14 protein-coding genes are annotated in these 16,252 nt (G+C 39.2%); 8 read left to right on the forward strand and 6 right to left on the reverse strand.

Translation table 11 applies throughout. The annotated features are described in order from the left end of the window. Positions 1 to 53: 53 nt before the first annotated feature. Positions 54 to 734, reverse strand: a complete 681-nt coding sequence (locus QQK09_RS17675; RefSeq protein ID WP_284205503.1) for an SDR family oxidoreductase — start codon at positions 732 to 734, stop codon at positions 54 to 56. 371 nt (positions 735 to 1,105) lie between these two features. On the opposite strand from QQK09_RS17675, the gene QQK09_RS17680 reads away from it, so the two are divergent. Then, positions 1,106 to 1,603 carry a fasciclin domain-containing protein gene (locus tag QQK09_RS17680; protein WP_284205531.1) on the forward strand — a complete coding sequence of 166 codons (498 nt, stop codon included), beginning with the start codon at positions 1,106 to 1,108 and terminating at the stop codon, positions 1,601 to 1,603. Between the two features lie 168 nt (positions 1,604 to 1,771). Here the strand turns inward: QQK09_RS17680 and QQK09_RS17685 are convergent, their stop codons facing one another. Together QQK09_RS17685 and QQK09_RS17690 are read right to left on the reverse strand one after the other, a co-directional pair. Then, positions 1,772 to 3,028 (reverse strand): Y-family DNA polymerase, encoded by a 1,257-nt coding sequence (locus tag QQK09_RS17685; RefSeq protein WP_284205504.1) that lies wholly within the window; start codon positions 3,026 to 3,028, stop codon positions 1,772 to 1,774. Further along, positions 3,028 to 3,438, reverse strand: a complete 411-nt coding sequence (locus QQK09_RS17690; protein ID WP_284205505.1) for a LexA family protein — start codon at positions 3,436 to 3,438, stop codon at positions 3,028 to 3,030. Before QQK09_RS17690 ends, QQK09_RS17685 begins: the two co-directional genes overlap by 1 nt. 420 nt (positions 3,439 to 3,858) lie before the next feature. On the opposite strand from QQK09_RS17690, the gene QQK09_RS17695 reads away from it, so the two are divergent. The 6 genes from QQK09_RS17695 (at position 3,859) to QQK09_RS17720 (ending at position 9,586) form a co-directional block, all read left to right on the forward strand. Then, positions 3,859 to 4,674, forward strand: a complete 816-nt coding sequence (locus QQK09_RS17695; RefSeq protein ID WP_284205506.1) for a sterol desaturase family protein — start codon at positions 3,859 to 3,861, stop codon at positions 4,672 to 4,674. Between the two features lie 113 nt (positions 4,675 to 4,787). Further along, positions 4,788 to 5,930 (forward strand): ABC transporter substrate-binding protein, encoded by a 1,143-nt coding sequence (locus tag QQK09_RS17700; RefSeq protein ID WP_284205507.1) that lies wholly within the window; start codon positions 4,788 to 4,790, stop codon positions 5,928 to 5,930. Between the two features lie 127 nt (positions 5,931 to 6,057). Further along, positions 6,058 to 7,764, forward strand: a complete 1,707-nt coding sequence (locus QQK09_RS17705) for an ABC transporter permease (RefSeq protein WP_284205508.1) — start codon at positions 6,058 to 6,060, stop codon at positions 7,762 to 7,764. Between the two features lie 2 nt (positions 7,765 to 7,766). Next, the gene (locus tag QQK09_RS17710; RefSeq protein ID WP_284205509.1) at positions 7,767 to 8,435 is read left to right on the forward strand and encodes an ATP-binding cassette domain-containing protein; all 669 of its coding nucleotides are present in this window, start codon (positions 7,767 to 7,769) and stop codon (positions 8,433 to 8,435) included. Next, positions 8,428 to 9,057, forward strand: coding sequence for a CDP-alcohol phosphatidyltransferase family protein (locus tag QQK09_RS17715; RefSeq protein WP_284205510.1), 630 nt, complete (start codon positions 8,428 to 8,430; stop codon positions 9,055 to 9,057). Before QQK09_RS17710 ends, QQK09_RS17715 begins: the two co-directional genes overlap by 8 nt. A 205-nt stretch (positions 9,058 to 9,262) precedes the next feature. Then, the gene (locus QQK09_RS17720) at positions 9,263 to 9,586 is read left to right on the forward strand and encodes a hypothetical protein (RefSeq protein WP_284205511.1); all 324 of its coding nucleotides are present in this window, start codon (positions 9,263 to 9,265) and stop codon (positions 9,584 to 9,586) included. A gap of 78 nt (positions 9,587 to 9,664) precedes the next feature. Here QQK09_RS17720 and QQK09_RS17725 read toward each other — a convergent pair whose 3' ends face one another. The 3 genes from QQK09_RS17725 to QQK09_RS17735 all read right to left on the reverse strand — a co-directional run bounded on the left by QQK09_RS17725 (position 9,665) and on the right by QQK09_RS17735 (position 13,755). Further along, positions 9,665 to 10,594 (reverse strand): M14 family metallopeptidase, encoded by a 930-nt coding sequence (locus QQK09_RS17725; RefSeq protein ID WP_284205512.1) that lies wholly within the window; start codon positions 10,592 to 10,594, stop codon positions 9,665 to 9,667. A 320-nt stretch (positions 10,595 to 10,914) separates the two neighbouring features. After that, positions 10,915 to 11,796, reverse strand: coding sequence for an NAD(P)-dependent oxidoreductase (locus QQK09_RS17730; RefSeq protein ID WP_284205513.1), 882 nt, complete (start codon positions 11,794 to 11,796; stop codon positions 10,915 to 10,917). Positions 11,797 to 12,444: 648 nt separating this feature from the next. Further along, positions 12,445 to 13,755, reverse strand: coding sequence for a hypothetical protein (locus tag QQK09_RS17735; protein ID WP_284205514.1), 1,311 nt, complete (start codon positions 13,753 to 13,755; stop codon positions 12,445 to 12,447). 301 nt (positions 13,756 to 14,056) lie between these two features. Here QQK09_RS17735 and QQK09_RS17740 point away from each other — a divergent pair, with 301 nt between their 5' ends. Next, positions 14,057 to 16,243, forward strand: coding sequence for a chemotaxis protein CheA (locus QQK09_RS17740; protein WP_284205515.1), 2,187 nt, complete (start codon positions 14,057 to 14,059; stop codon positions 16,241 to 16,243). Positions 16,244 to 16,252: the final 9 nt, after the last annotated feature.

Raw genomic sequence — 16,252 nt, forward strand, 5'->3', positions numbered from 1 at the left:
TTTATCTCCAGATAATGATATCGATAATATAGTGGTTTAATTTCTACTTGTATCTACTCAATTTCAACCGGGGGGCGAAACGTGAGTTCATGGACAATGACATCCTTCGGATTAGATAATAATTGACTAATCATTGTCGCGACGCTTTCAGGGCTCATATATTGTGGGCGCGCTTGCTCTCGAAAATTGGTATTAGTGCCGCCGGGATATACTGCGGTGACTTTGATCCCATTGGGTTGCGCCTCCTTCATCAGTACATTATTCAAGCCCGCAAATCCTTGCTTCATTGCCGTATATATACCCATTGTTTCATTACTGCGTTTAGCCACGGTACTGATCACATTAATAATGTATCCGGACTGTCGAGGTAACATCTCCTGCATCGCTTCACGACACAACAAATAGGGTGCACGAAGGTTAATTGCATATTGTTGCTCAAACTCTTCCAAGCTTGTCTCCGCTAATGCACACTTACGTGTATTGATACCCGCATTATTAATCAGCACATCAATACGTCCTAAATTCTGTTTCGCATTTTGAAAAAGTTCGATAACCACGTCAGCGTTACTTAAATCACCGCTTTGTCCAAAACAGCCCGTTTCTTCCATTAATTGCTGTAATAATGTCTCATCTCTTCCCGTTGCAAAAACCTGATAGCCCTTATTGCACAGTTCAACGACTAAAGCTCGTCCGATACCTCTCGTGGCACCAGTGATAAAAACACCTTGGTTCATAATGTGTATCCTATAAATATCTAAGTCGCATGAATCGTTATTTCATCGTATCAATGTTTTTTTAAAAATACAGCCTTAACATTTAGTTATATCACCTCAATAAGTAATTACTCATAATATTACGCAGGAAAATTCGCCTAGAGCAAAGCGTAATGTAGTTAACCAGTGCGTCGAATGAGAACATTGAGATGCCACTTCCCAAGGAATGTAACAGGTTAAATTATTTAGTTTGCTCTTAATCTGATCCATTTTACATAAGCCTTCGTAAATATCAGGGACGCTCAAAACAATAAATGTAATTTACTAAGGAGAGAACAATGTCTAATCAATTTACTGCAAAATTCATTAAAACCGTTAACGAGGAAAAAATTATGTTCAAAAAATTATCAGCAATGTTATTTGTGATCGCAGCGATTTTAACTTTTAGCCCACTCGTTTCAGCAGATCAACATGGTATGAAAAAAGACATCGTAGATGTTGCTGCAGAAAATGGCTCATTCACCACCCTTGTTGCGGCAGTAAAAGCGGCAGGCTTAGTTGATACGTTAAAGAGTAAAGGCCCATTCACTGTATTCGCACCAACCGACGCAGCCTTTGCAAAACTCCCCGCTGGTACGGTAGACATGCTTTTAAAGCCTGAGAACAAAGACAAACTGGTTGCTATCCTCACTTACCATGTGGTCGCAGCAAAAGTGATGGCGGCAGATGTTGTAAAATTAGACAGTGCTGACACGGTTCAAGGTGGCAAAGTGATGATCATGGTTAAAGATGGTAAAGTGATGATCAATAATGCACAGGTCGTTACCGCTGATGTGAAAGCGAGCAATGGCGTTATTCATGTGATCGATACCGTGCTTATGCCAAAGTAAGGTAATAAGATAATTCTATAGCGATTATAAACAGGGGCAGTTTTTAACTGCCCCTGTTTTTCTTTTACATAACCGCCTTGATAGATAAAGACGCTTCCCGGTACAGACTCAATTTCTTCTCAATCATTTTTAGCATTAATACATCAGATTAAATATTCAATAACGCAGTTAACACAAGATAGGAGGAATATGTTGCCAGTTGGTTGTATATTGCGGTGTTAGCAGTTCACGGCGCATTCCCCATACTTGATTAATCCCTTGCGCCGCAAAAAAAGCACAGTCACTACCATAACGTTGGTTTATTTGATCAAGCACTGACATTAGTGGCGTATTTTCTTGTGGAGGGACAAACAGATCCCACTGCTGATTTTTTTCACTACTTAGGTTTAATAATCCAACGCCTACCTTGTAATAGGCAACACCAGGTTTAAATAGCTGATTAATATTGTCTTTGATTGCCTTAAGTAGTTGTGTGGTATTATTTGTAGGAGGATTAAAGTGGCATAATATTTTATAGCTACAGGGTGTTTCATCAAAGGGACTATTCGCTGCAAATACCATTAATGTCGCACACAGTGATTGTTGCTGTCTTGCTTTCACGGCTGCAATGCTGGCATGCTTCGCTAAGGCTTGATTAAGATGTTCACGATGTCTAATTCGCTTTCCCATACTACGTGTTGAAAATATCTGTAACTTATCGGCCCTGACGGTATCCCATGTTTTACACACTTCACCATTTAACTCTTTAATCGTGCGCTGCAGTTCAACGTTAAACCCTGCAGGCAGCTGATTGATGGTTAACGTACTCAGTTGGTAGACACTACAGATACTGTTTTGCTGCAATTTTTTAGCCGTTTTTCTACCGATTCCCCAAACATCCGCGGGCGATAATTGAGTAAACAGTTGCTTGGTTAATGATTCATCATCAAGTACGCATACCCCATTAAACCCCGGCCATTTTTTAGCAATATGATTTGCGACCTTCGCGAGCGTTAATGTTTTACCGAACCCCACACAAACCGGTAAACGGGTCTCTTTCCATACTGCGCGTCGTATATTCTGAGCATGCGCAGCTAAATCAGGGATTGCTTGTGTGCAATGCTTAAAACTTAAGAATGATTCATCAATAGAATAGATATGTTGCTCAGGTGCAAAACGCGCGATGACTTGCATCATTTTATGGGAGAGATCCGCATACAACTCATAATTAGAGGAGCAGGCAATGATTCCCGACTTTTCGCATAGCTGCTTGGCTTTAAAATAGGGCTGAAATTTCTTAATACCTAATGCAATCGCCTGCTTGTTCGCCGCAACAATACAACCATCATTGTTGGAAAGTACAATCATCGGCTTGCCACGCCAGTGTGGCCTAAACACTTGTTCCGCGCTGCAGTAAAATGAGTTTGCATCAACTAAAGCAAACATTAAATATTCACCGCTAATAACTGCGATGCACGATGACAGCGAATAGAGCGAATAACGACCCCCTCAATAGTGAACTGATCCTCTTCGTTAATTGCAATATCTTTATATTTAACATTGGCAGAGGCTAATAAACGCTGTGCGATATGCAATATTTTACAAATGAACTCACCATTGAGGTTAGCGACAATTACATCCCCCTCTTTAACTGTCACATGACGATCTACAATCAAGATATCACCACTAAAAATACCGACACCTTGCATCGAATGACCATCGGCTTTGCCAATAAAGGTTGCACTTGGGTGCTCCACTAATAAGGCGTCAAGACTCAAAGGCAATTGTAAATAATCGCTGGCAGGACTTTCAAAACCGGTAATACCTGCGCTTGCTGTAATTGGAATAAATTTCATAGCTATTTTATGGACACCTTACAATAAACTGTATAAAAACACAGTATCATTATAATTTAGATTCCAACAAGCACAAGTAATTCCTATTTATGTCTAAATAACCAACAATAACGCTTATATTGGCTAAAAATAACCCTGTCACGATGATTTCACTTTAATAGCGTGAAAATTAAGAGGCTTACAACTTAAAGTTAAACTGTACATACATACAGTCACGCTGAAATTGGCAGTTTATTCTTATAAAGAGGCATTAGATGATAACGTGTATAAACATCTTTCTTTTCGAGATATTCGTTTGCTTATGATGTTTGCTTATGACAATACAGTGTAGTTTCCGCTAAACTATGATTTATCAGAGGGTTAAATGACGGCACAGCTGTTTCCCCGACTACCACCATAAAATAAGAGAGGTAATGAGACATGGAATTCTTAATCAACTACCAACATATTCTTCGCCCCTCACTGTTTATTGTGTTGTTTGCTTTATTTGCCTACGCTGAGTTTTATTCTCCACTGAGTCGTCGTAGAACCTCTCGTCCACAGCAATGGTCAACAAACTTGGGGCTTGCCGTTATTAATAGCCTCTTCATAAAATTGATTATTCCATTGCTCGCGGTTGGGGTCGCTTTGTATACCCATGAACATCAATTGGGTCTGTTTAATTATATCGACGCTAATTACGTGTCACTTCCTTATGCCCTGGTTTTTCTTATCTCACTGCTGATATTAGATCTGATTATTTACTGCCAGCATGTGCTATTTCATAACGTGCCGCTACTATGGCGATTACATCGTGTACATCACACTGAAATAGGGTTGGATGTGAGCTCCGCACTTCGCTTTCATCCGGTCGAAATACTGCTTTCAATGCTCATTAAAATGTCCTTTGTTTTTTTATTGGGTGTCCCCGTAGCGGCAGTGATCGTATTTGAAATGCTATTAAACGCATTGGCGTTGTTTAATCACAGCAATCTTAAATTGCCAAAGGAAGTAGATAAACAACTGCGCAAGGTGATTGTAACGCCAGAGGTGCATTGGATACATCATTCTCCAATTGTTAAAGAGACCAACAGTAATTATGGTTTCAACCTGATTATTTGGGATAAACTATTCTCCACTTATATCAGCACCCCTAGAACAGAGTATCAAAATATGTCGCAGGGCTTATATCAATTTGGCTTGCAAAAAAGCCTGTCGTTTAAAGAGCTGTTAATTTTGCCTTTCAAAAAAAGATAAATTGCTGTTTTAAAATAAAGTTTACAAGTTATGGAAATTTAATTGTTACTACACGGGTCTAGTTGTTATATCCGTATATTTACAAAGGAAGTGTGATGAAGCAAGGAACAATCATGAAACCAATATTGACCAGTTTATTACTATTAATTAGCAGCTTTACCTTTGCTAATCAATCCGATTGGCAAACAGTTACCGATAAAGCCAGAGGCCAAACCGTCTACTTTTTTGCATGGGCGGGCAGTAACGAAATTAATAATTATTTACGCTGGGCGAACAAATCATTACAAGCACAATATGGCGTGACTTTAAAACATGTCAAAGTATCAGATGTTTCAGAATCGATTAGCCAATTAGTCACTGAAAAAATAGCCAATAAAAACACCGATGGCCGTGTTGATATGCTTTGGGTTAATGGTGAAAACTTTAAATCAATGAAGCAGCATCAACTTTTAGGTGCAGCTTTTGTTGAGCAACTGCCTAACTGGGAATTCGTTGATAAAACCCTACCCATTGATAATGACTTTGCAGAGCCAACGTTAGGATTAGAAGCACCTTGGGGTGTAGGACAACTGGTCTTTATCTACGATAAACAAACGATTAAACAGCCACCGACAAGTTTTGTCGATCTGCTAGCCTATGCACAACAGCACCCAGGAAAAATTAGCTACCCGAAACCGCCTGCATTTCATGGCACGAGTTTTCTAAAGGCGGCGTTATTGGAACTCAGTAATAATGATCCATTGTTATACCAAGCGGTAGATAGCAAAAATTTTGAAGCAATCAGCGCACCGTTATGGGAGTATTTAGATAAACTGCACCCATTAGCTTGGCAAAAAGGCGATCAGTTTCCCGCTAACGGTGGTGCAACATTGCAGATGTTAGACGATAAACAGTTAGATATTGCGATCTCATTTAACCCTAATGAAGTAATCAGCGCACAAGTCAATGGCACTTTAGCGACAACAACCGCAGCCTATGCAATGCAAGCAGGCGCCCTTTCTAATATACATTTTCTTGCTATCCCTTGGAATGCCAGTGCACGTGAAGGCGCATTAGTTGCGATTAACTTTTTGTTAAGCCCAGAAGCACAGTCTAGAAAAGGTGATTTAGCTATTTGGGGCGACCCAACGGTATTAGAGAAACAACATATTACTGGCTCCGCGAAAGAAACGACGCTGTTTAAATCAATTCCTGAACCACATCCTAGTTGGCAAGCCGCATTAGAGCAGGAATGGCAAAAGCGTTACGGGCATTAATACACATATTATGATCACTAACTGGTGAACATTACTCGCGGTTGCTTAGGTAACCACTTATCTATTATCAAGAGAACGCTACGCCTGTTTTATGTTGCTTGGCACCATAAACAGGCGAATACCTATTATGTATAAGTCATCATCCCCAGCCAGTATTAGCTTTAAATTATTAGTATTAGTGGCTATTTTCATCTGTTTCGTTCCGCTTTTTCCTGCACTACTGGGGTTATTCTCATCAGCTTTTGCTTATCTGCCCGCACTCGGATTAAAGCAGTTTTCACTGCTCGGCTTTGAACAACTAATACAATGGCCTGGCCTATTCGAATCTATTTTATTAACCTTACTGATCACCTTTTCGAGTACCTTTTTAGCGGCATTATTAAGCTTTGCGATTATCCAATCGATGTGGCAAAGCAAACGCTGGAAATGGATTGAAACCCTGCTCGCCCCTATTTTAGGACTACCGCATGTGACCTTTGCGATAGGTTTTGTCTTCCTGTTTAGCCCAAGTGGTTTGTTCAGTCGTGTGGTTGCACTACTAACCGGTGATAGCAGCAATGCAACGTGGAGTTTAATTCACGACCAATATGGGTTGGGTTTAATTATGTTGTTAACCTTAAAAGAGATCCCGTTTATCTTATTAATGAGCCTTGCACTGCTCAAACAATTGAACTTAAAACAAACGTTTCAAACGGCGCATAGCTTAGGTTATTCAACAAAACAGGCATGGCAAAAATTAATATTGCCACAGTGGTTAGTTAAAATTCGTTTTAGCTTGTTTGCGGTTGCGGCTTATAGCTTGTCGGTTGTTGATATTGCCCTGATCATTGGGCCAACAAAACCCTATCCGTTAGCCGTATTAGTATGGCAATGGTTTAATCACGCAGATATTAACCATTACACAACCGCAAGTGCCGGCGCACTATTATTGATGCTGCTCGCTATTTTTACGTTAACAATGATAAGAGTATTTGAATGGCTAGTGGTGACTAAATGGCGTCATTGGTTAACTAACGGTCGTTATAGTTTACCCTTGCCAGGGGCGTTATCGGTTTATATTTGTTACGGCTTATCACTGCTTATATTACCTATTCTTTTACTTTGGTCTGTCGCTTTTCGTTGGTCATTTCCTGCATTACTGCCAACAAATTGGTCCTTTAGTTATTGGATAGATGAATTAGGTTATGCAAGTGAGACGATTAATAACAGCGTGGTGATTGCATTAATCAGTGCATCAATCGCTTTATTGTTTGCGATTGTGATACATGAATTCAATGTCCGCCGCTCACGACGTAAACATAGCGTTTATATACCTGATATATTAATTGCGTTGCCGATGCTCGCACCACAAATCTCGCTACTTTTTGGTTTGCAGATAACCGCGCTATTAGTCCCACAACCGCACTATTACCTGTGGGTGTTATGGGCACATATTATTTTTACATTTCCTTATATCTACTTAGCATTAAATGGCGCTTATAAAAGTTACGATAAACGCCTCGATAACGTCGCATTAAGCTTAGGGTTACATCCGCTTAAAGTGTGGTGGAAAATAAAACGTCCGCAACTGATGCCGGCAATACTGCTTGCTTGGGCCGTCGGTATGAGCGTCAGTTTGGCGCAATATTTACCAACTTTGATGCTCGGTGCTGGTCGAATCGCAACGATCACAACGGAAGCAGTCGCACTAGCAAGTGGTCAGCAAAGACGACTCAGTGCAATCTATGCGTTATTACAAACCCTACTCCCGTTTATATTTTTTCTGTTAGCAGTTGGCTTAAGTCGCTATTATACAAATAAAAATAATCAACAACATAGTGCAAGGACCAACTAAGAATGAGTTTAACAATCAGTCATTTATCGGTTTTCAATAACCATAGTGAAAATGATAACAATATTTTGATCGATGATTTTAGTGTCAGTGTCGATAAGGGCACGGTATTAACCTTGATGGGGCCAAGTGGCAGTGGAAAATCAACACTGCTGAGCATTATTGCAGGATTTGTCAGCCCAGACTTTCATTACACCGGCGAGATACTGTTAAACCAAAAGCGAATCGGGTCAGAAAAACCTGAAAATAGAAATATCGGTATATTATTTCAAGATGATCTGCTTTTTCCACATTTGAGCGTATGTGAAAATTTAATGGTTGCTCTACCAAACAGCATAAAAGGAAAGCTGCGACGTGAGATTGCCTTGCAGACACTGCAACAAATTAACTTACAACACTTAGCGGATAGATCTACATTACAAATATCGGGTGGTCAAAAAGCAAGAGTCAGTGTTATGCGCTTATTACTTGCAGAGCCCCACGCTGTATTACTCGATGAACCCTTTAGTAAATTAGATAAATCACTGCGCAGTGAGTTTCGCGATTGGTTATTTACTGAATTAAAAAAACGTAACTTACCCACTATTTTAGTCACCCACGACAACGAAGACTGCCCAATAGGTCAAACAACATTACATTGGCCTTGGCATAAAGAGGAAACATTAGATGCTTGATCGCTATGCTATTCAAATTATAAAATCGCCACTACAACAGATAGCTATATTATTTGACCAGCGTGGCATGCGTGCAGACCAAGTCACTGTGCTTGGTTTTTTGCTAGGGTTATTAGCACTACCCAGTATTGCTTTTGAGTATTATTACCTTGGTTTATTGTTTATTATCATCAACCGAATATTTGATGGCATAGATGGCGCCGTTGCACGTATTCAAGGCATTACCGATAGTGGTGGATTTTTAGATATTAGTTTAGATTTTCTCTTCTATTCACTCATTCCCTTTGCGTTTGTATTAGCAGATCCAAGCACTAATGCCGTCGCAGGCGCATTTTTGATTTTTTCGTTCATTGGTACTGGCAGTAGCTTTTTAGCCTTTGCAGTGATGGCCGGCAAGCAAGGAATAGAAAACCCTGTTTATCAGCACAAGTCACTTTATTATATCAGTGGCTTAACGGAAGGTACTGAAACTATTTTTTGTTTAATACTGTTCTGCCTCTTTCCTCAATACTTCGCAGCTATCGCTTATCTCTTTGCTAGCTTATGTTGGATAACGACATTTACAAGGATATGGAGTGGTTACAATACACTTAAAACAGTAGCTACTAAGGCAAAAGAATAGATACATTATAATAGACTCGTTTATTTGCTTATAAGATGGAAAAGTAGATTTATCGTTCCTATACTTTTTTGCAAACTAATCGCAATGAAACTAATGTATTGCTTAAATGATAAAGTGAAAATCATAATATCAGGGATAAGAGTTAAGATAGATCAGCAAGGATGCTTACGTTAGTTCTGTGCCTACTTCAAATAAGGAAAAAAGCATGAGCATCCTATTTATCTTTGCACTTATTACCACCATTACCTACATCATTTTTAAATTTGCCCAGCAAGAAGCGGTTGAAGAACAATATCAAGAAGCAATTTTGGATATTGAATCCCTACAGGATTGGGCAATTAGTCGTCCAACGTGTCCATTTGGAATGAAATCTCAAATTGACACCTCTAACAAACTGTTACATCAAGCCAAAGATTTACGCAACGAGAGCGAATATCAGCAAGCTTATCGAGTTGCACTGCAATCATTACACGCCATCGATAAAGCCCAACGCATCTATATTTCAGCATGTAAAAAGAATGCTCATTAATAACGGTACAAAAACTATTGCGAGCGTGAATCTAGATGGTAAATAATCATTTAACCATCTAGGTTCAATTTCAAAAACTTACTTCTTCAAGACAAACTTCATTAAATATTCAAGTGCCGCGTTGATAACCGCGACTTGCGCATTAATGCAGTTTTCACCATCAACTCGCGGACTATCAGGATAAACTTCTGTCGTTGTTACATAAGCGGCATCGGTTAATCCCATACATAAACCTAACTCACGAGCGGCATAATTGATCACACCAAACTGAGTGATAGGAGAGCCGATTATCTCTTGGTTTTCGTCGGCAGGTGCAATATGAGTAACCTGTTGTACCTTTTCAATGATCGCTTTTTGAAAAGCATCCTGAGGTTTAGTGCTGTCACCGACTAAATAAAAGCCATCCGGAATATCAGTATATTTATCCTGTATTGCATCGCGAGCTAACAGCGCAGGTCTAAACTCACTGTTATCAGTATCAGTCGTTTCATGTAGATCAATGTGTGCAATGAATTCAAGATCTAAAGAACTGATAACCGCCATCAGCGCAGTAGATTCTTCGGCAGTACTCCCCTCGTAAAATGAACGATTCGGATCCATCGCATTGGGGTTCCAGCGATTGATCGTTTCATAACCCCAGGGACTCACGCAGGGTGCGATGATAAAGTTAAACTGACTTAATAAGTTAGCTTCAACCGTTTTTGCAAAGCGAATTGCACCATGAACACCGCTCGTTTCATAGCCATGCACACCACCTGTGACGAGCACTGTCGGCCGTTCTTCTTGCCATAATTTAGATTTAAAGAGAAATAACGGATAGTCATTTGGCGCATAGGATAAAGCACCGTATTGGATTAACTCAAAATGTTCAGCAACAGTATCGAATTCACTATGTACTTCATCTTTATAGCTACGTTTTATCTGCTGCTGTGCACGCCATGCAACCTTTTCTGCAGCCCCCCACTTTTTACCGGGAGTACCAATTGGGTAGTCTAGTAATTTTTTCATATCATGACCTTAGAAATATAATAACTTACAGAGTAAGCTGATGTTAAGTAGAGGTTAAATTAGCATAAAATTAACGCTTATAACTATTGTTTTTATTAAGAGATTTAGCTTTATTATGACTATCGACAGTGTGTTGAGATAACTCTCTCTACAACGAATAAAAGGGGTAGTTAGATAAGGATAGGCTTTAAATAATAATATTATGTCCTGGAAACAGACATAAAAAAGACGCCCTTGGGCGCCTTCTATGGTTCATTATATTAGATCAAAAATCAATATAATGAACTACTTTCTACACGAGGTAGAAGGTAACGTTTGAATTACTTCTCTAATTTAGTGAAGTAGTCAAAGATTACAGGTACGTCGTTTTGACCAAGACCAGCGTCAACACCAGCTTGAAGTGCTTTAGAAGTACCTTCAGCGATTGGAGATTCAGTACCTAGGTCAGAAACCATTTGTAGGAAGTAACCAAGATCTTTGTTTGCGTTAGCAACAGAGAAACCTAATTTTTCTTCGTTGTCTACAGCGTAGAACTTAGTGAACTGCATGAATGGTGAGTTAGATGGACCAGCAGACATGATGTCGAATAATTGCTGACCGTCAACGCCTGCAGCTTTTGCAACAGCAAATGCTTGAGACATAGCAGTAACAGTAGTCATACCAATGAAGTTATTGATTAACTTAGTTGTGTGACCAGCACCTAATTTACCTAGGTGGAATACGTTTTCGCCTTGCTCTTCAAGAACAACTTTAACTTTGTTGAAAGTTTCAACATCGCCAGCAGCCATGATGTTTAATAAACCATCTTTAGCGTGTGCAGGAGTACGACCAAGAGGTGCATCGATCATGCCACAGCCTTTCTCAGCTAGTGCTGCGCCGATTTTGATAGTAGAAGCAGGGATAGAAGTACCGAAGTCAACTAATGTAGCGCCTTCTTTCATACCAGCTAGAACACCGTTTTCGCCGTATACAATCATTTCTACAACAGCAGAAGTTGTTAGACAGAATTCAACGATATCAGAAGCAGCAGCTAACTCTTTACCAGAAGTAAATTGAGTCGCGTTACCACGAGCAAGAACAGCATCAACTGCTTCTTGGTTAAGATCCATAACGTTAACTTGGTAGCCACGTTTTTGTAGGTTTTCAACCATGTTGCCGCCCATAAGGCCAAGACCGATGAAACCGATTACTGGTTTAGTCATTTTAAACTCCTAAATATGTATATAGTGTATGTTTATCAAAATTTGAAGGATAACAATATACGACTATGTGTATGTGTGTAACCCTATAAGTCATACAATACTATAATTAATCATATTTTCAATCTATTTCACTCAAGAAATGCAGAAACTGAGTCAAAAAACATAATATAGTGTTCATTGTCACGACTATGTATAGAAAACGACCCACTAAAAATAATAATTAGCTATAAAACATACAGGACGTTAAAGGTCTAACAGACTCAATCGACTTTTTGTAACTGCCTATTAAAAATAGTAGATTTTATACGTTATTCAAATACAAACCTTATTAGCATTAAACTGTGCAATAAATGTATTGGATAATTTACAAACATTAGGAAGTAAATATAAACAGTGCATAAGGTGCTAATAAGGAATAATGGAATATATACATTTAAGAATATATGTCTGTCTTCCATTATATATCCATACTGAGATAGTTAACTAAAAAACATACGCCGTTTAACAGTTAACCTAGCCTAATAACGCTGCCCTTCCCTAACCAAGTGACTTATCGAGACCTTAAATAAAGCCATGAAAAGGAATATTGGCATAAATAAGGCAGTTAATGGTTAGATCATGGATTACCGACTCTAACCGTCCTTATTTTTATGATTCAATTTGCTTACGGAAAAATTGCAGCATCTCGTTACGCGTATTTAAATGCTTAAGATGAAATATATCCATCGGAAAAAGAAGTTCAATCACACCAGTATCAAACATACGTTTCACTTCATACTCATTATGTGCAACATCTTGCTGGTATATATAATTTAACCAAGAACGATTAGTGTGAATAATAAACTCAACACGCATACCACCTAAACGAGCGAAAAACTTCATCATCGCAGTTTTATCACTAGAGCCAACCGCACGCCCACGATAATGAGTCTGCTCATTTAAGGTATCTGAGATATCTTCTAATACCATCAATGAATCTGCCTTGGCAGCACTACGTGTCAGGTGCTGCTGGAACGCTTTAACATCACTAACAGAATCGAGTACTGCCATCAGCCCTAACTCATCATCCACCGCTACCGCTGGATTCTTCTCATTTTTTCTTAGCAGTTTTAAAACTTTCGCTTCTGGCGGCTTTTTTCTGATCGCAACATAAATCGGGGTGTTTTTGACGCCCACTGTAAAGCTTCGACGTTTAATAAGGGTTAGTTTCTCCCCTTTTGCAGGCTTAATTGACTCAGCCTGTTGCGGGCTTAAAACAGTAACATCGACACATCTATAATCTTCTTTACGGTGTGTTGAATGCAAGTAGACAGGATCTAACTCACCAATTTTTAGATTGGGGCTCCAAACATAACCATTTAAGAATGCGAGAAAAGAAGAGAACTTATTTTCTATATCCGTTTCTCGCTCACGTTGGTCGATACTACCGGCAAGTGTCATTAAAATCAGTTTACGACGCGCCTCAAAGCGCGCTTTTTTATGGTAACCATCATTGAACATAATTAATAACAGCTCAACCGGATTATTCGTCACTTCAATTTCATTGGTGGCTTCGATGTGTGATGCATAGGGGGCAAGAATTTTACCGATAATCGAGTGAATGACAGCATCTGCCGTGCGCGCATAGTCATCTACCCTACTTTTGATTTCATTGAGGTTACCATTAATACCAAACATATTACCTAATAAGCACAGTGCACGCTCTGTACGTTTTTCACGTAAGGTTTTATCTTCAACCAGTAATTTTATCTGCTCAAAACTGTCCACCTCTAAGAACTCAAAAAGTTGGCTTCGCAAAGCACGATATTTAGTAATGTTGTTAGGATCTTGTTGTAATTGTTTAACCCATTCGCGTGTTTGAACAGAAAAAATGCCTGCCGTCATTGACTGGCTAGTAACGGCAAAAGGTCCATGCTGTTGAAGAGAAGTAAACACACTATTTGGAGAGAGTACCGACATAGATCCACCTGAAATATTAAAATAATAACAGTAAGTTAAAAGAGAGAAAGATACATTAATAGAATCTAGTGAGAATAGCAAAAGCGTGTTTTTATCATCACGAGGGTATTTAGGTAAAGAATAACCTTAACCAGCAGCGATTAAAACGAGTCGATTCCATAACACCAGCCTAGATTTAAAGCCTATTAATCTCGTGACACAGCTCCCAAAATGATGTTTTTTAAAGAATAATCAGATGTTTTTAAAAATCCGATATATCCTTATAACTACAAAGCGATATTCATTTCGTTAGAGGGCTTTTATGCCAGACAGTACGCAGCAATTTGATAAAATTTTTTTTGAAGAGATGACTGAACATCTAGAAGAGATGGAGTCGTTGCTGCTTAACATGCAAGTGAAAGATGAAAACCAGGATGCTTTTGATGCTATTTTCAGGGCTGCCCACTCAATTAAAGGAGGTGCAGGCATTTTCGGCTTTGACGATATCTCCTCGGTTACCCACATTTTAGAAAGTCTGCTAGATAAACTCAGATGTGATGAGCTCACACTCACTAAATCCATGATTGAGACTTTTCTCGAAGCAAATGATCTATTAACGTCATTAAAAGAGAGTCATCAATTTAACGATACAGATTTAGTGTCTGTTTCTCGTGTTAATAAAGTATGCGAACAACTTAAAACAACCGCTGGTGGTTTAACCATTACGGACCACGTCGTTGTCACTAGTACACCACAACAAACAGTAGAAACCACAGCTGATGAGCAGACTGAACTAACACAACAAGAAAAAGAAAATACTAAAATTTTGCTTGTTGAAGATACAAAAGTCAACCAGATGGTTGCTACCTTCACCCTGAAGAAATTGGGATTTAGCACATTAGAGGTAGCAGAAGATGGACAACAAGCATTAGACAAATTGAATGAAGCTACCGATATCCCTTTTAATCTCATTTTATTAGATTGCCAGATGCCGATAATGGATGGTTATCAAGCCACACGAGCAATACGTAAAGGTGAAGCGAGTGAAGTAAACCGTCACGTTATTATCATTGCCATGACCGCCATGGCCGGTGAAAAGGAGAAACAACAGTGCCTTACCGCAGGTATGGATGATTATTTAATTAAACCCATTGATGCAAAGCGTGTGGACGAAAAAATACAATATTGGATTAATAAAAGAAAAAACACAAAGAAGGCGATTGAAACTGATCAAGCCTCTTCTGATAACAACAGACTTCAGCAACAAGACGTAACAGAAGCCAAAATTCAAACACAGCCAAATACTGTGCAGAAATCACCCAAAAAAACTACAAACAATAAAAATCAGCACGAAACATATTCTATCCGCGTCGAAACAGCCAAGGTAGACCAATTGATTAATCAAGTTGGAGAGCTGATCATTACCCAGTCGATGTTACAAAAGCTGAGTGTCGATCTTGGGCTTAATGATAATGAGCTATTAGCAACTCGGCTTAGCCAATTAGAGAATAATACGCGTGACTTACAAGCATCTGTGATGTCTGTCCGCATGATGCCGATCAACACAGTATTTGGACGTTTCCCACGTATCATTAGAGATTTATCCACAAAATTAGATAAAGATATCAAACTCCTTATTGAGGGTGGGCAGACAGAACTCGATAAGAGTTTACTGGAAATGATAGTCGACCCATTAACCCATCTGATAAGAAACAGTATTGATCACGGTATCGAATCACCCGAGGTGCGATTAAAAAACAATAAGCAGGAGCAAGGCACTATTACGTTGTCTGCTTTTTACCGTGGTGGTGATGTGATTGTTAATGTAGATGATGACGGTGCGGGTATTGATGCAGTAAAAATAGAACAAAAAGCGCGAAAAAATGGCATGAAATTAGCGGATAAAATGACAGACAATGAGATATTCCAATTGATTTTTACCGCTGGGTTTTCAATGGCGGATAAAGTGACCGATGTATCTGGCCGTGGAGTCGGCATGGACGTAGTAAAACGTAATATAACTAGCATGGGTGGTCGCGTAGAAATTAGCTCTGTATTAGGAAAAGGCTCAAAAATATCAATCCACTTGCCCCTTACCCTAGCAATCATAGAGGGTATGTCAATTGCGGTCGGTGAACATATTTATATCATTCCACTCAGCTTTATTGTTGAGTCATTACAGCCCCGAGCTGAGGAAGTACAGGTGCTCAATGGCGGGCAAGTAATGGTATTGGTTCATGGGCATTACATTCCAGTACTTGCTTTGCACCAGTTCTTTAATATAGAGACAACAATCACTCAACTTCACCAAGGTATCGTCATTTTATTGGAGCACGATAGCAAAATGATTGCGCTATTTGTCGATGCTCTCGTTGGTCAACAGCAGGTTGTTTTAAAGAATTTAGAAAACAATTTTCGTAAAGTCCCCTCTATTTCAGGGGCAACTATTATGGGTGATGGCAAGGTTGCATTAATACTTGATGTAGCTGATTTAGTTCAACAGTGCTGAACACTTGAA

It is taken from the genome of Psychromonas marina, from assembly GCF_030161115.1.
GTDB lineage: Bacteria > Pseudomonadota > Gammaproteobacteria > Enterobacterales > Psychromonadaceae > Psychromonas > Psychromonas marina.

Bases quoted from the DNA above. Each gene is read 5' to 3' on its own strand.
- QQK09_RS17730 (WP_284205513.1), bottom strand. From the start codon at position 11,796: ATGACTAAACCAGTAATCGGTTTCATCGGTCTTGGCCTTATGGGCGGC.
- QQK09_RS17725 (WP_284205512.1), bottom strand. From the start codon at position 10,594: ATGAAAAAATTACTAGACTACCCAATTGGTACTCCCGGTAAAAAGTGG.
- QQK09_RS17710 (WP_284205509.1), top strand. From the start codon at position 7,767: ATGAGTTTAACAATCAGTCATTTATCGGTTTTCAATAACCATAGTGAA.
- QQK09_RS17720 (WP_284205511.1), top strand. From the start codon at position 9,263: ATGAGCATCCTATTTATCTTTGCACTTATTACCACCATTACCTACATC.
- QQK09_RS17690 (WP_284205505.1), bottom strand. From the start codon at position 3,438: ATGAAATTTATTCCAATTACAGCAAGCGCAGGTATTACCGGTTTTGAA.
- QQK09_RS17705 (WP_284205508.1), top strand. From the start codon at position 6,058: ATGTATAAGTCATCATCCCCAGCCAGTATTAGCTTTAAATTATTAGTA.
- QQK09_RS17675 (WP_284205503.1), bottom strand. From the start codon at position 734: ATGAACCAAGGTGTTTTTATCACTGGTGCCACGAGAGGTATCGGACGA.
- QQK09_RS17695 (WP_284205506.1), top strand. From the start codon at position 3,859: ATGGAATTCTTAATCAACTACCAACATATTCTTCGCCCCTCACTGTTT.
- QQK09_RS17680 (WP_284205531.1), top strand. From the start codon at position 1,106: ATGTTCAAAAAATTATCAGCAATGTTATTTGTGATCGCAGCGATTTTA.
- QQK09_RS17685 (WP_284205504.1), bottom strand. From the start codon at position 3,028: ATGTTTGCTTTAGTTGATGCAAACTCATTTTACTGCAGCGCGGAACAA.
- QQK09_RS17740 (WP_284205515.1), top strand. From the start codon at position 14,057: ATGCCAGACAGTACGCAGCAATTTGATAAAATTTTTTTTGAAGAGATG.
- QQK09_RS17700 (WP_284205507.1), top strand. From the start codon at position 4,788: ATGAAACCAATATTGACCAGTTTATTACTATTAATTAGCAGCTTTACC.
- QQK09_RS17715 (WP_284205510.1), top strand. From the start codon at position 8,428: ATGCTTGATCGCTATGCTATTCAAATTATAAAATCGCCACTACAACAG.
- QQK09_RS17735 (WP_284205514.1), bottom strand. From the start codon at position 13,755: ATGTCGGTACTCTCTCCAAATAGTGTGTTTACTTCTCTTCAACAGCAT.